General features: G+C 69.1%; 15 protein-coding genes. 11 read left to right on the plus strand and 4 right to left on the minus strand.

Annotated features, from left to right (window positions below; genetic code table 11):
• Nucleotides 1-63 precede the first annotated feature (63 nt).
• From TY25_RS29510 to TY25_RS29530, 5 genes are all read left to right on the plus strand, one after another.
• The gene (locus TY25_RS29510; protein WP_042261463.1) at nt 64-717 is read left to right on the plus strand and encodes a PadR family transcriptional regulator; all 654 of its coding nucleotides are present in this window, start codon (nt 64-66) and stop codon (nt 715-717) included.
• Between the two features lie 180 nt (nt 718-897).
• Nucleotides 898-2,103, plus strand: coding sequence for an FAD-dependent monooxygenase (locus TY25_RS29515; RefSeq protein ID WP_042261465.1), 1,206 nt, complete (start codon nt 898-900; stop codon nt 2,101-2,103).
• A gap of 67 nt (nt 2,104-2,170) precedes the next feature.
• Entirely contained in the window at nt 2,171-2,938 is a 768-nt protein-coding gene (locus TY25_RS29520) for an ABC transporter ATP-binding protein (RefSeq protein ID WP_042261468.1), read from the plus strand.
• Complete coding sequence (locus TY25_RS29525) at nt 2,923-4,488, plus strand: hypothetical protein (RefSeq protein WP_042261470.1); 1,566 nt, start codon at nt 2,923-2,925, stop codon at nt 4,486-4,488. The genes TY25_RS29520 and TY25_RS29525 overlap by 16 nt, the downstream gene beginning before the upstream one ends.
• A gap of 74 nt (nt 4,489-4,562) precedes the next feature.
• The gene (locus tag TY25_RS29530) at nt 4,563-5,483 is read left to right on the plus strand and encodes a LysR family transcriptional regulator (protein ID WP_042261472.1); all 921 of its coding nucleotides are present in this window, start codon (nt 4,563-4,565) and stop codon (nt 5,481-5,483) included.
• Nucleotides 5,484-5,494: 11 nt separating this feature from the next.
• Here the strand turns inward: TY25_RS29530 and TY25_RS29535 are convergent, their stop codons facing one another.
• The gene (locus TY25_RS29535) at nt 5,495-6,298 is read right to left on the minus strand and encodes a helix-turn-helix domain-containing protein (protein WP_042261474.1); all 804 of its coding nucleotides are present in this window, start codon (nt 6,296-6,298) and stop codon (nt 5,495-5,497) included.
• 130 nt (nt 6,299-6,428) lie between these two features.
• On the opposite strand from TY25_RS29535, the gene TY25_RS29540 reads away from it, so the two are divergent.
• Both TY25_RS29540 and TY25_RS29545 read left to right on the plus strand, forming a co-directional pair.
• On the plus strand, nt 6,429-6,875 hold the full coding sequence (locus TY25_RS29540; RefSeq protein ID WP_042261476.1) for a hypothetical protein: 447 nt from the start codon (nt 6,429-6,431) through the stop codon (nt 6,873-6,875).
• Complete coding sequence (locus tag TY25_RS29545; protein ID WP_042261479.1) at nt 6,872-7,774, plus strand: zinc-dependent alcohol dehydrogenase family protein; 903 nt, start codon at nt 6,872-6,874, stop codon at nt 7,772-7,774. Before TY25_RS29540 ends, TY25_RS29545 begins: the two co-directional genes overlap by 4 nt.
• Here the strand turns inward: TY25_RS29545 and TY25_RS29550 are convergent, their stop codons facing one another.
• Nucleotides 7,775-8,506, minus strand: a complete 732-nt coding sequence (locus TY25_RS29550) for an HNH endonuclease family protein (protein WP_088607014.1) — start codon at nt 8,504-8,506, stop codon at nt 7,775-7,777.
• 583 nt (nt 8,507-9,089) lie between these two features.
• Here TY25_RS29550 and TY25_RS29555 point away from each other — a divergent pair.
• Together TY25_RS29555 and TY25_RS29560 are read left to right on the plus strand one after the other, a co-directional pair.
• On the plus strand, nt 9,090-9,962 hold the full coding sequence (locus TY25_RS29555) for a haloalkane dehalogenase (protein WP_042261587.1): 873 nt from the start codon (nt 9,090-9,092) through the stop codon (nt 9,960-9,962).
• 84 nt (nt 9,963-10,046) lie between these two features.
• Nucleotides 10,047-10,910, plus strand: a complete 864-nt coding sequence (locus TY25_RS29560; RefSeq protein ID WP_042261480.1) for an RNA polymerase sigma factor — start codon at nt 10,047-10,049, stop codon at nt 10,908-10,910.
• Here TY25_RS29560 and TY25_RS29565 read toward each other — a convergent pair.
• Nucleotides 10,864-12,057: a TDT family transporter gene (locus tag TY25_RS29565; RefSeq protein WP_042261483.1), complete on the minus strand. Its 1,194-nt coding sequence runs from the start codon at nt 12,055-12,057 to the stop codon at nt 10,864-10,866. The genes TY25_RS29560 and TY25_RS29565 overlap by 47 nt on opposite strands.
• Nucleotides 12,058-12,127: 70 nt before the next feature.
• Between TY25_RS29565 and TY25_RS29570 the strand changes: the two genes are divergently transcribed.
• Complete coding sequence (locus TY25_RS29570) at nt 12,128-13,036, plus strand: LysR family transcriptional regulator (RefSeq protein WP_042261485.1); 909 nt, start codon at nt 12,128-12,130, stop codon at nt 13,034-13,036.
• Between the two features lie 18 nt (nt 13,037-13,054).
• On the opposite strand, the gene TY25_RS29575 is transcribed toward TY25_RS29570, so the two are convergent.
• Nucleotides 13,055-13,720, minus strand: a complete 666-nt coding sequence (locus TY25_RS29575) for a phosphate signaling complex PhoU family protein (protein ID WP_226887054.1) — start codon at nt 13,718-13,720, stop codon at nt 13,055-13,057.
• 142 nt (nt 13,721-13,862) lie between these two features.
• On the opposite strand from TY25_RS29575, the gene TY25_RS29580 reads away from it, so the two are divergent.
• Nucleotides 13,863-14,666, plus strand: a complete 804-nt coding sequence (locus TY25_RS29580; protein ID WP_042261490.1) for a transglutaminase-like domain-containing protein — start codon at nt 13,863-13,865, stop codon at nt 14,664-14,666.
• Nucleotides 14,667-14,671: the final 5 nt, after the last annotated feature.

A 14,671-nucleotide genomic window follows, 5' to 3' on the forward strand; every position in this document is an offset into this window, starting at 1 on the left:
GTGACAGCCCCTTGCCGGGCTAATGCTCGTACACGTATATTCGTAGACGAGTAAGGAGGTGCGATGGCCACGAAGCGCAAGGTGAACAACCTGCTCGCGCTCGCGGTGCTCTCGGTGATGATGGAGCGGCCGATGCACCGCTACGAGATCGCGCAGACCCTGCGGGAGCACGGCAAAGACCAGGACATGGCGATCAAGTGGGGCTCGCTCTACACGGTCGTGCAGAGCCTGGAAAAGGCCGGCTTCCTGGAGATCGTCGGCAGCGAGCGCGACGGCGCGCGACCGGAACGGGTGATCTACCGCATCACCGAGCCGGGCCGCACCGAACTCACGGACTGGACCAGGGAATTGGTCGCCGAGCCGGAGCCCGAGCAGCACCGGTTCGTCGCCGGCCTCTCCGTGCTCTCGGTGCTGCCCCCCGACGAGGTCGTCGAGTTGCTCGGGAAACGCATCGAAGCGCTCGATCACGCCATCGCTGCCGTGCGCGGCGAACTCGACAAGCTCGCGACGAGCAAGCTGCCCCGGCTGTTCACCATCGAGACCGAATACGGCGTCGCGATGCTGGAAGCCGAAGTCGCGTGGGCGCGTTCGTTCCGCGACGAGATCCGGAGCGGCACCTTCGACGGCGTGGACTGGTGGCGGCAGATCCACGCGGGCGGCTTCTCCGCCGCCGACACCATCGCCGCAGTGAAGGAGAAGCTGGACTGGCAGATCTGATTCCGAGACCGAGCTCGGCGGGGTGCGGCAACACCGCCGCCGAGCCCGATTGAACAGTCTCGAACCGCGCTCGCATGCGCGCACCCGGCTACAAGGCTGGCAACCACAGGATAACCGGGTGCGTGGTGCACGGGTCGGTTCGGGGATTCGACAATCCGCGACACAATCCTGGAGACACCCATGTCCGAAACACGAACCGCACTGGTCATCGGCGGCGGCATCGCCGGACCGGTCACCGCGACCGCGCTGCGCAAGGCCGGCATCGACGCCCGCGTCTACGAGGCCTATCCCGGCCCGTCCTACAACATCGGCAGCGGCCTCGCGCTCGCACCGAACGGCATTGCCGCACTGGACATCATCGGTGCGGGCGAGGCCGTCCGCGCCATCGCCTACCCCGTGACCGGGCAGAGCCTCTCGGTCGGCGGCAAGCTCTACACCGTGCCGGGGATTCCCGGTATGGCGTTGCACGTGGTTGACCGCAGCGAGTTGCACCGCGTGCTGCACGATCACGCGGTCGAAGCGGGCGTTCCGTTCGAATACAACAAACGTCTGGTCGACGTGGTCGAGAACGAGTCCGGCATCACGGCCCGCTTCACCGACGGCAGCACCGCCACCGCCGATGTGCTGATCGGCGCGGACGGCATCCGCTCGACGGTGCGCGGGTTGATCGATCCGAACGCGCCCGGGCCGGACTACACCGGCATGCTCGGGTTCGGCGCGATCACCGAGTGCAGCGCCGACATCGCACCCGACACGATGACCTTCGCGTTCGGCAAGCGGGCCTACTACCTGTACGGAAAGACACCGGACGGTCGTGTGATGTGGGGCGTCAATCTGCCGAGCAAGCAGTACATGTCGCTCACCGAGGCACGTGCGCTGCCTGCGGCGCACTGGCTGGGCATCCTGCGCGACGTCTACGGCGACGACACGCCCGGCGGTGAACTCGCGCGCAACACGACCGAGGAACAGTTGGAGATCACCGGGGCGCTGCACATCATGCCGCCGGTGCCGCACTGGTCGCGGGGTCGCATGGTGCTGGTCGGCGATTCGGTGCACGCGCCGTCCAACAGCTCGGGGCAGGGCGCGTCGCTGGCCATCGAGAGCGCGGTGCAGCTGGCTCGTTGCCTGCGTGACTTGCCAACGCCCAGAGCCGCTTTCGTCGCGTACGAGGAATTGCGCCGGGAGCGCGTCGAGCGGATCACGGCCGCCGCGGCGAAGATCAACCACAGCAAGACGCCGGGGCCGGTGGGGCGCAAGATCATGAACCTGCTCATGCCGATCATGGTCAAGACCGTGATGAACCCGGAGAAGACCCAGGGCCTGAACTTCCGGTACCGGATCGACTGGGACGCGCCGGTGCCGCGGGAACTCGCCCCCGCGGCCTGATCGGTTCGAACCGCGCGGGCTGATGGTCCGTACCCTGGGAAGCCACCGAAACGACCCTGGGGGACCTGTGCAACCTGACCATCAGCCCGCATTACACCTGGCCGGCCTGTGTAAACGCTTCGGCGGTCCCTGGGTGGTCGACAACGTGAGTCTCGTGGTGCCGCCCGGTTCGTTCTTCGGCCTGGTCGGCCCCAACGGGGCGGGCAAGACGACGACGCTGTCGATGGCCTGCGGGCTGTTGCGGCCCGACGGCGGGCGGGCCGAGATCTTCGGGGCCGACGTCTGGGGCGACCCGGTGCGGGCGAAAACCCTGGCCGGTGTGCTGCCGGACGGGCTCGCGCTGCCCGAACGGCTCACCGGGCGCGAATTGCTCACCTACACCGGCCTTTTGCGCGGCATGCCGGAGCGCATTGTCGCCGAGCGCGCCGACGAACTGCTCTCGGTGTTCGAATTGACCGGCGCCGAAGGCACTCTCGTCGTCGACTACTCCGCGGGCATGCGCAAGAAGATCGGGCTGGCCACCGCGCTGCTGCACGGACCGAAACTCCTGGTGCTCGACGAGCCGTTCGAAGCGGTGGATCCGGTGTCGGCGAGCACGATTCGCACGATCCTGCAACGCTTCGTCGGGGCGGGCGGCTCGGTGGTGCTGTCGAGTCATGTGATGGCGCTGGTGGAGAACATGTGTGACCGCGTCGCGGTGATCACCGGGGGACGGGTGGTCGCCGCGGGCACGCTGGACGAGGTGCGCGGCCAGAATACGCTGGAAGAGACCTTTGTTCGGCTGGTCGGCGGCCGGGTCGGGGGAGGGGACGGGCTGTCGTGGCTGGCGTCCTGATCCGGCTGCGGCTGCTGCTCACCAAGCGTTCGCTGAGCAACGGCTGGCAGGGTGTCACCTTCGTCATCGGCATCGTGATCGGGCTCTGCTTCGCGATCATCACCGCGGCCCTGATCGGATTCGCGGTCCGCGATGGCGAGATCGAACGCGGGATAACCATCGCGGCAACGCTTTTCGGAATATGGACGCTCGGGTGGCTGTGCGGGCCGGTGCTGTTCGGCAGCAGCGACGAGACGGTGCAACCGGAGCACCTGCGCCTGCTGCCACTCAGTCATCGGCAGCTGGCCACCGGCTTGCTCGCCGCCGCGTTCGCCGGGCCCGCGCCGGTGCTGAACCTCGTCGCGTTCGGCGGCCTCGTGCTGCTCGCGGCCCGTTCGGGAGCTGCGGCGACGGTGGTCGCGGTGTTCGGGGTAGTGCTGCAGCTCGTGTTCGTCGTGCTGCTGTCCCGGGTGGTGCTCGCCTGGGTCGGGGCCGCGATGCGGTCCCGGCGCGGTAAAGACCTCGGCGTGCTCGTCGCGGGGCTGCTCGGGCTGGCCTACTACCCGATGAGCTGGCTGCTGTCCCATGTCGGTGCGCTGCGCGACGTGCCGCCCGCGGTGGCCGACACGGTGCGCCTGCTTCCGTCGGGCTGGGCCGCCGTCGCGGTCGAGGGTGCGGCCCAAGGGAATTGGGTGCTCGCCGTGCTGCCGTTGCTCGGCCTCGTACTGGTCTCGCTCGGCCTGTGGCAGGCGTGGTCGGTGCTGCTCGCGCGGCGGCTCGCCGCGCCGATGAACTCGGTCGCCGGGTCGGCGGGCGGCGGGCTGCTCGGCCGGGTTCGTCAGGGCGGACCCGTCGGCGCGGTGCTCGTGAAGGAACTGCGCGCCTGGTCCCGCGACAGTCGGCGGCGCGCCACGCTGCTGCCGGTGCTGGTGGTCGGCGTCCTGATGCCGGTGTTTCCCGCGGTGCAGGGCAGCGGTGCCGGCGGCGTACCGTTCGCCGGCGTCACCTCGGCCGCGTTCGCCGCGCTGGCCGGCGCCAACCTCTACGGCTACGACGGCACCGCGCTGTGGCAGACCCTGATCACGCCCGGCGCGGTGCGGGCCGACGTGCGCGGCAGGTTGCTCGCGCTGCTCGTCGTGATCGGCGTGCCCACGTTGCTGCTGGCCCTCGTCCTGCCGGGCGCCCTCGGACGTTGGGGCGTCTATCCGTGGGTGCTGTCGCTGTACGCGGCCGCGCTCGGTGTCGGCGTCTGCTCGGCCCTCGTCCTGTCCGTGCTCGCGCCGTATCCGCTGCCGCCCCGGACGGGTAACCCGTTCTCCGGCTCGGGCAATCCCGGTTGCGCCAAGATGCTCGTCCAAATGGCCATGATCTTCGGCCAGTTCGTCGCACTGCTGCCGGTGCTGGCCGTCCTGGTCATCGGGTATCTGACCGAGTGGAAACCGGTGGAATGGCTGGCGGTCCCCGTCGGCATCGCGACCGGCCTGGCCGCGATCTTCTTCGGCGCCCGTATCGCCGAGCAGCGCCTGACCACCCGCGGTCCTGAGCTGCTCACCACGCTCCGCCCCCGCTGACGCGCCACTTCTGTGTCCCCGCACGCTCGGGCGGGACAATGCGGCGCACATCGGCCCGGCAATAGACTGGCCGGGTGAGCGATAGGGATCCCGATGGCAACCTGGATCTGAATCAGCTCCGCACGTTCCTCGCGGTGCATCGGGCGGGTTCGATCACCGCGGGCGCGCGGCTGGTGGGGTTGTCGCAGCCGACCGTGACAGCGCAGTTGCAGGCGCTGGAGAAGCGGCTGGGTCAGCAGCTGTTCGAGCGTTTACCGCGGGGTGTCGCGCCGACCGCGGCGGCCGCCGAACTGGCCGCGCGCATCGCCGAGCCGATGGACGCGCTGACGGCCGCCGCCGGGCCCGCCGATCCCGCGGCATCCGTGCCGCAGCCCCCGGTCCGGCTGGCCGGACCGGCGGAAATGCTTGCGGTGCAGGCTCTTCCGACGTTGGCGCCGCTGGTCCAGCGCGGTGTCCGGCTGACCGTGACCGCCGGACTCTCCGAGGAGCTGCTGACGGGACTACGGGCCGGGCACCACGACCTGGTGGTCTCGACGGTCCGCCCGCGGGGGCGCACCGTCCTCGCCGAACCGTTGATCGACGAGGAATTCCTCCTGGTCGCCGCCCCGGCGCTGGCCGCGCGCATCGATCTCGACCGGCTGCGCACGGACGGCCCGGCCGCGCTGTCCGGTCTGCCGTTGGTCAGCTATGCCGCCGATCTGCCGATCCTGCGCCGCTATTGGCGGCACGTCTTCGGCCTCCGCCTGACCACCGCGGCGGCGGTCGTCGTCGCCGATCTGCGTGCCGTCGCCGCCGCGGTCGCGGCGGGTGCGGGCATCAGCGTGCTGCCCCGTTATCTCTGTGCGCCACAACTGCGTTCAGGAGCCCTGGTCCCGCTCCTGGAGCCGTCGGACCCGCCGATCAACACCGGCTTCCTCGTCCGGCGGCCCGGCACCACCCTGCCCCACGTCGAGCTGGTGCACACCCACCTCCGTCGCGCGGCCCGCACGTGGTGACCGCGCGGCGCTCAGCGCGGTCCGTACTCCTGGGCCGCGCGCTTGCGCAGGATCTGCGCCGTCTGTTCGTCGGCGGGGAGGAAGGCCTCCAGGTGTAGTTCGGCCAGGGTGATGTCCGTGGCCGTGGCGAACGAGGTCAGCGTGGTGATGAGCCGTAGCTCGCCGTCGGGGCTGCGCAGCCGCAGCGGGACCGCGAAGCCGAGGTGGTCGGGGCCCGGTTCGGCCTGCGGGAGATAGCCTTCCAGCTCTTGGATGAGTTCTTCGAGAGCCGGGTCGGGGCTGCGGGCGAGACGGCCGTTCAGCGCCTCGGTCACGTGTTTGCCCCACTCGGGCAGGTTCACCACGCGTCGCGCGAGCCCGTCGGGATGCAGCGCGAGCCGGAGCACGTTGACCGGCGGTTCGAGCAGTTCGGCCGCCGCGCCCTCGGTGAGCACGGCGAACGCGTCGTTGGCCGCGAGCAGGATGCCGTGCGGGCGCACCACCAGTGCGGGATAGGGTCGATGGCCGTCCAGGATCGTTGTCAGTGCCTCGCGAACCGGACCCAATTCCGGTGTGTCGAGCGCGGATTCGGGAAAGGCGGGTGCGTACCCGGCGGCGAGGAGCAGCGCGTTGCGTTCCCGCAGCGACAATTCCAGCGATTCGGCCAGCCGCACCACCATGGTGCGTCCCGGTCGCGACCGCCCCTGTTCCAGGAAGCTCAGGTGCCGCTGCGTGGTGTCCGCCCGGATCGCCAGGTCCAGCTGGCTGACCCGGCGCAGGGTCCGCCAATGCTTCAGCTGCCGGGCGAATCCCGGCGTCTCGATCGCCGTTGTCATGTGTTCAGTCTGGTCTGCGCCCTGCGGGACCGCGATTCCGCGGAGGGTATGACGCGAGCACCTGAGCGAGGATTCGGCTATTCCCTGCCGGGAATCGCGCGGTATCGCCGTGACGGCAAAACTCGGTGCCATGAGCAAGCAGATGACCGAAAAAGAACTGGCTGACTTCTCCGAGCAGTTCGCCGCACTGTGGAACGAGTCGGACCCCGAGGCCCGGGAGCGGCGCATCCGGGAATTCTTCGCGCCCACCGGAGTCCAGGTGCTGGTCGATCCGCCGGTGGAGCTGCGCGAGCAGGTGGAGCGGTTGCAGTTCGCGCTGCCCGCGCTGGAGGTGCGCGGCTATGCGGCGCTGTCGCGCCGGGTGACTCGGGCCTACGAGCTGTTCATCGCGTCCGGTGACTACGAGTTCGCGGTGCCGGCACCGGCGATCCCGTTGCCCGCCGGGCTGATCGGCGTCAGCTGGGTGATGATGGCGAAGGCGGACGGCGCGATCGCGGGCGGCGGCTTCGATGTGATCGGTCTGGACACCGACGGCCGGATCCTGACCGACCACCAGTTCATCGAGGGCGTGCGATGAGCGGCACCGCCTATCGTCTGGAACCGCTGCGCGGTCTCGCCGGTGTGACCCGTGCGGCGCAGGAGATTCCGGAACCGGGGCCGGATCAGGTCGTGATCCGGGTGCGCGCGGCCTCGATCAACCCGCTGGGTGATCGGATCACCGCGAGCTACTTCGTGCACTGGGTCGACGGCCCGCAGCGGCCGGCACTGGCCGCGGAACAGTACGGGGCGAACTTCCCCGGCCTGCTCGCCACTTATGCGGTGGTCGAGCAGGATTCGGTGGTGCACGTGCCCGCACATCTGACCGATGCAGAGGCGGCGTCGTTGACCTGCGCGGGCGTCGTCGCCTGGGCGGCGTTGACCAAGCCGGTGCCGGTCGCGCCCGACGAAACGGTGCTGACCGTAGGTAGCGGAAGCGTTGCCCTGTTCGCCGTGCAGCACGCGAAAATGCTGGGCGCACGCGTCATTTCGATCACGTCCAGCCAGGGCAAGGCCGAACGGTTGCGCAACCTCGGGGCGGACGAGGTGATCGATCGGACCGCGACGCCGGACTGGGATCAGACGGTGCGGGAGCTGACCGAGGGTGACGGCGTCGCCCACGTCGTCGATGCGGTCGGCTTGCCGACCTTGGCGAAATCCGTTCTGTCCGGCGGATACAACGCGCAGGTCACGATGATCGGTGCGATGCCGGCCGAACAGGCGCCGTCGATCGATGCGGTGTTCGGGCCGCAATACCTGTCGATCCGGCGGATCGCGGTGGGCAGTCGCACCGACTTCGAGGCGATGAACCGGGCCATCGCCGCGCATCGCCTGCGACCGGTCATCGATCGGGTGTTCCCGTTCGACGAAGCGGTGCAGGCCTATCGCTACTTTCGCGACGGCAACCCGTTCGGCAAGGTCGTCGTCAGCATGGCCTGATCATGGGCAGGTGCCGAGTTCGCGTGTCATGGCGTCCTTCTCGGCCTGGGTCACCCAGAGCTGGTACGCCGCTTTGACCTGGATCTGCCTGGTCAGGTAGGCGCAGCGGTAGCTCTTGCTCGGCGGCAGCCAGCTGGCGGCGTCGGAGTCGCTCTTGGACTGGTTGGTCGGGCCGTCGACCGCCTGCAGGTTCAGCGGGTCGTTGGCCAGGTCGCGGCGGCGCTCGGCGGAAAGCTGTTGCGCGCCTTTCTGCCAGGCGTCCGAGAGGGCGATGATGTGGTCGATCTGCACGTCGTCGGAGGTCTTGGGGCCACGCACGAATTTGATCGTCTTACCGGTGTAGAGATCGTTGAGGGTGCCGGTGGCCACGACGCAGCGCTTGGTGTCTTTGAAGGTGACGTCGATGAGATCACGCTGCAGGATGTCGTCGCGGGTGCCGCAGCCGTTGTGCCCGCCGGGCACTGACACGTCGTCGGACCAGGCGGGACCGAATTGTTCACGGGTGTAACCGGTTTTGGGGGCACGCCCGGCGACGCGGACGGTATCGAGCAGGGCGAGCGCGTCACGGCTCGGCATACTCGCCGGTGCGTCGGCGCAGACCTGGGCGGATCCGGTCTCGCACTGCGCGTTCGCCTTCGGCGGTTCCACCCGGTTCACGTAGTAGTAGGAGACTCCGATGAATGTCACGATCGCCAGGACGATCAGAGCGAGTCGCTGTGCTGTGAACTTCATCGAGCTTCCTAACGCCAACCACCTGAACTATAACGGCCGCCAACGTATCCGGCGGCCGAGGTGGTGTAAGTGATTGCCCTATATGACTTTCCGCACAGCGGGGCGGTTAAACAGAAAAAACCACCCCCGAGTCGCCGTGCCGGCGCCGACTCGGGGGTGGCGGATCACGAGTCACTGCGACCGCGAAGCGCGGCGGTGCGGAAGGATGTCCAGTCCCGATTCCGCACACACCGACACCACGGGGCTGATGAGGGAGGTCCCGAGGTGTCGAACCGCGCTGGGCGAGCTAGCTCGTGATGTTCAGGGGGTGTTCTACGTATTAGGACAGTAGGTAATGCGGATTGATCTTGGCAAGTCGCGGGCGCTGATTCGGGACTATTCTCAGGATCATTTCAGCCTGACTGTTATATCTACTGGATGTATACGGATGTACCGCGCGGTGCGCGGTTAGAGCGTCGGCGCGAACCCGACTCGGGTGCGCTCGATCCGGGTGACGAGCGTCACTCGAATGCCGGTCACAGCGGGCGGTGTTCGGGTGTCCAACCGGGTGAAGGCAACTCAGCCGGACCCGAAAGGACAGCTCATGGCCACCGTCGACGTTCTCGATTCGTTCATCTCCTACCGCGAGGCCGGCACCGGTTCGGTGCCGGTCGTCTTCCTGCACGGCAATCCCACCTCGTCGTACCTGTGGCGGAACGTGATTCCGCACGTCGGCGACCAGACCCGGACGCTGGCACCCGATCTCATCGGCATGGGTGCCTCCGGTAAGCCGGACATCGGTTACCGGTTCGTCGAGCACGCGCGCTACCTCGAGGCCTGGTTCGACGCGCTGGGCCTGGACCAGGTGGTGCTCGTCGGCCACGACTGGGGCGGTGCGCTCGGTTTGGACTGGGCCGCACGTCATCCCGGCCGGGTGCGCGGCGTCGCCGTGCTCGAGACCTTCCTGCGGCCGCTGCGCTGGTCCGATCTGCCCCCGCGGGGTGCGGAGATCTTCCGCGCCTACCGTGGGCCGGAGGGGGAGCGAATGGTGCTGGCGGAGAACATGTTCATCGAGTTCAACCTGCCGAATCAGGCGCCGAGCCTGACCCCTGAGGACCACGACGTGTACCGCGCGCCGTACCCGACGCCCGAATCGCGCAGGCCGCTGCTGGCCTGGCCGCGGGAGCTGCCGCTGGACGGCGAACCCGCCGACGTGGTGGCGATCATCGAAAGTTACGGCCGCTGGGCGGCCGCGTCGCCCGAGGTGCCCAAGCTGATCATGGGCCTGGCGAACGGATCGGGCCTCGGCTCGCCCGAGGTGGTCGACTGGGCCGCGACCACCTTCGCGAATGCGGAGACCGCGGTGATTCCCCCGGCCGGGCATCACGCGCCGGAGGATCGCCCGGACGAGATCGGGGCCGCGATCGCCGCCTGGCTGCGCCGCCACGCGCTGGTCGGCACGGCCGAGATCGCCTGAATCGCCGGGCAGGTGGGTCTGCTCGGTCCCGCGGCCGGACGGGCAACGCTTGCGCAACCGCGCCGGTCATCGAAGGATGGCCGGATGGGTGTGCAGGAGCAGTCACAAGACGGTACGCGGGCCGCGGAGCAGGAACTGGTCGAGCGGGCCGTGGCCGGGGATCGGGACGCGATCACCGAAGTGGTGCGGTTGCTGCAGGATCCGCTGTATCGGCTCGCGCTGCGCATGGTGGGGCGGCCCGCCGAGGCCGAGGATGCGACGCAGGAGATCCTGCTGCGCGTCCTCGGCAACCTCGCGACCTGGCGGGCCGAGGCGGGGCTGCGCACCTGGGCCTACCGGGTCGGGGTGAACTATCTGCTGAACCTGCGGCGCCGGACGCCGCAGGAGGCAGCGCAGTTGAGCCTGGACACTTTTCGGGAGGGACTGGCCGACGGGCTGGCCGAGCAGGACTACCGCGGCCCGGAGGCGACGCTGCTGGTCACCGAGCTGCGGCTCAACTGCTCACAGGCCATGCTGCAATGCCTGGCCAGGGACGAGCGGGTCGCCTTCGTCCTCGGTGACGTCTTCGAACTCGGCTCCGCGGAAGCCGCGTGGGTGCTCGACATCACCCCCGCCGCCTACCGAAAGCGCTTGGCGCGCGCCAAGAAACGCCTCGGCGCGTTTCTGTCCGCCAGCTGCGGCTGGGCCGATCCGGCGGCGTTCTGCCGATGCACGCGCCGGGTGGAACAGGCGGTGGCCCTGGGCCGGATCGACCCGAGCCGCCCGAACTTCGCCCGGCACCCGGTCACGCCCGGCGGCCGCACCGCAGACCAGGCCGAACAACAGATGATCCAGCTGCACGACGCCGCGGCCGTGCTCCGAGCCCACCCGGACTACGCTGCGCCGCAGGCGAAGATGGACGTCATCGGCGAGCTGCTCCGGTCCGGGCGCTATTCGCTGCTGCAGTGAGTACCGCCGGACGCAGCAGCGATCCGTCCAGCACGCCGCGGGCGGTGCGGGCCGCGACCACCGCCCACGCGGCGACCAGCACCAGGTACAGCAGCACCGCGACGACCGCGAAAAGGTCCGCGCCGGTGTGGCCGTAGAGCACGGTGCTGCCGGTGACGCAGGTGCCGAGCGGGAAGGTGAAGCCCCACCAGGTCAGGTTGAAGGTCAATGCGCCTGCGCGACAGGTCTTTACCGTCATCGCGAGCGCCAGGGTCAGCCAGAGCATCGCGAAACCCCAGACGGCGAGGCCGAAGATGACCGAGAACGCCAGCAGCCCTTTGGCGTAGAGGTCGGGCAGCGCAAGCGGGGCGGCGTCGGCGAGCAACCCTGCGGCGGTGACGGATTGGCCGAGCGGACCCAGCACGATCCACAGGGTGGGCACCATGCCCGCCGCGGGGATGCCGTGGTGTACCAGCCTGGACCAGATCATGGTGATGGTGACCAGGGCGGCGATCAGGCTCAGCCCGAACAGCGTCATGCAGACCAGGATCATGGTCAGCCGCGGCTGACCCGCGGGAGTGTGCGGGACGAGCAAGGCGCCCATCGCCGCCGACACCATGGGCGGTACCACGGGCATCAGCCACCCGCCGAACGCGGCGTCGGCCTCGACCCGGTGCCGAGTGAACATTCGATAGGGAATGGCCACGGCGGACAGCAGCCCGAGTGCGGTGCCCGCGATCCACAGCACCCAGTCGATCGCCAGCGCCGCGGGCAGCCCGATCACGTCGCTGCCGAGCAGCAGGGTGCCGCCGCCGACGGTCAGCAGCGCCATCGGCGGCGCGCCGAAGAACTGCGACATCACCGGATGGTCGCGATGGTCGCGGGCGTTGTCGGGAAACCGCACCCGGTGGGCCAGCCATGCCACGCTCAACAGCACGAGTAGCGCGGCGGACAGCGCCCACACCACCGTCGCGGCACCCCGCAGGCCGGGAAAACGCAGCGGCGCCGTGGCCGCGGCGTTGGCGACGATGCCGGTCCCCATGACGGCGGCGAACCAGTTGGGTCCGAGTTGCCGTAGCGGGGACGGCTTCCGGACGGACCGGCGCTGGTCGAGCTCGTCGACCACGTGCCGCGCGGCGGCGGGACGGACGGTCAGGGTGGCGGTCATGCCTCCAGACTGGTCGCCGGTTGTCATGTCAGGTAGCTGCTGTGTTCCTATGCATGCATAGACTCGTTCTATGCCCCTGTCCCCGCGCGTGCCCGACCTGGCCGCCCTCGACCTGCTGCTGTCGGTGATCGAGCTGGGCAGTCTCGGCCGCGCCGCGCAGCAGCACGGCATCAGCCAGCCGTCCGCGTCCTCGCGCATCCGGTATCTGGAGCAACTGGTCGGGGTGCCCGTGCTGGAGCGCAGCACGCTCGGTTCCCGGCCCACCCCGGCCGGCTCGCTCATCGCGGAATGGGCCAGGGCCGTCGTGCGCGCGGCCGAGCAACTCGATGCCGGGATCGGCACGCTCCGCGCGGAACATGCGTCGCACCTGCGCGTGGCGGCGAGCCAGACCATCGCCGAATATCTGTTCCCCGGCTGGCTCATGCAACTGCGAGCCTGCGCGCCCGATACCGCCATCGCGCTCGAATCCGGCAACTCGGTCGAGGTCGCGCAGCAGGTGCTCGACAGCAGGGCGGCCATCGGATTCGTGGAGAGCCCACAGAGTTTCCGCGGTCTCGAGTCGCACGCGGTCGCGACCGACCGGCTCGTCGTGGTGGTCGCCCCCGCCCATCGCTGGGCCCGGCGCGGCGCGGTCGGTCTCACCGAACTCGCCGAAACCCCGCTGATCCAGCGGGAAGCGGGCTCGGGCACCCGAAACTGGTTCGAGCACGCGGTAACTCGGCGCCTACCGGGATGGACACCGGGTGTCGCCTTGGAACTGTCGTCGACGACGGCCATCAAGACGGCCGTCGCCTCGGGTGCGGGCCCGGCGGTGCTCAGCTCACTGGCCGTCGCCGCCGAACTCGGCGCGGGCACCCTGGTCTCACCGACCGTCACCGACCTCGACCTGACCCGTACGCTGCGCGCGGTCTGGCCCACGGGCCATCGGCTCACCGGACCCGCACGCGAGCTCTACACGATCGCCCGCCGCAGCGGCTGAGCGCCGGTGCGCGGTAGCTCAGGCCGAGTCGGCGGGTTGGGCGGTCGGCGGCACGCCGGTGTCGAGAAAACGGATCAGCCGATCGATCCGGGCGGTGTGATCGACGCAGCGCTCGAGTTGGTTGGCGAGTAGCGCGAGGGTGATCGCCGAGGTGGTCGGCTGCGCCGACACCGGATCGGCCAGGGCCGTATGCAATTGCTGATGCAGTACTTCCATGGCCTGGCTGCCCGATTCCGGTTCGGTATCCGATTCCTGACGGCCGGTCGCAACGGCCGCACCGCTCGCCGCGGTGCGGGCGGCCGCGAGCCTGCCCATCGCGGCGAGAATGTCCAGCACCGCTTGCGGCGCAACGTGTCCCGGATGGCTCTGATACACCTGATCGGCGACCTTGCTCACCAGGGTGCCGATGCCGGACAGTTCGGTCGCGATCTGAATGGCGGTGACCACGTGGCGCAGGTCGCGGGCGACCGGCGCCTGCAACGCGAGCAGCACGACGGTTCTCGCCTCACACGCGCCGTACATCCCCTGTAGTTGTTCGTCGAGTGCGAACACCTCGTAGGTCGCGGTGAGGTCCGCCCCGACGAGCGCGTCGGTCATCCGCTCGGTAGCGTCGTGCGTGAGGCGGCACATGAGCGTCAGATCATTGGTCAAAGCGACGAGCTCGCGAGTGAACTGGGTTCGCACGCGCAAATTCTCGCCCATATCCGCGCCTCTGGGCACACGAATCCCCTGTCGGCCATGAATTGACCGCCTATATGATGCCGACTCGGTACCCGCGGGCCGCGAATACGCCCGAGTATTCGACGGCAGCTGGCAGGATTGAGCTGTGCAGCGCGATGTGTCGGCTCATCTGGAGGTGGCGATCACCGCGCCGACGACCCTGGAATTCCAGATCGCCGCGGCCCGGCACCCGAATCTGGAGTTGAACGAATCGCTGGTGTTCGAGCTCGACGGCCGGTCGGTCACGCCGTGGGAGATTTTCGGGCCGCACGGCACCCGGATCCACAAATTCTCGGTCGGCCCGGGCACCCTGCGCGCCCATTACACCGCGACCGTGCTCGGAACCGCGCTGCCGGACAGTCCTTCCGATTACGATCTCGCGCTGTATCTGCGCCCCAGCCGCTTCGCCGAATCGGACAAGCTGCTCGGCTTCGCCAATACCGAATTCGGTTCGGCCGCACCGAGCGCGCAACTGGCCGCCGAAGTGTCGGCGTGGGTCGGCCGGCGGATCCGCTACGTCGCGGGCAGCAGCGACCCCATCGACGGTGCGGTGGAGACGCTGCTGTCCGGTGCCGGTGTGTGCCGAGATTTCGCGCATCTGGTCGTCGCGCTGTTGCGCGCGGTCAAGGTGCCTGCCCGGGTGGTGTCGGTCTACGCGCCGGGCTGTATGCCGATGGATTTCCACGCGGTCGCCGAGGCCTACGTCGACGGGACCTGGCGCGCCTTCGACGCCACCGGCCTGGCTCCGCGTTCCACGCTGGTGCGCATCGCCACCGGCCGCGACGCCTCCGACGTGGCCTTTCTCGACAATCACGGCGGCGAGATCGGGGTGAACAGCCTTCAGGTCAACGCGACCGTCGACGGCTTCCTCCCGTTCGACGACAACCTCACCCCGACCTCGGTCTGGTGACCTCG

This window comes from Nocardia brasiliensis NBRC 14402, from assembly GCF_000308475.2.
Lineage (GTDB): Bacteria > Actinomycetota > Actinomycetes > Mycobacteriales > Mycobacteriaceae > Nocardia > Nocardia brasiliensis.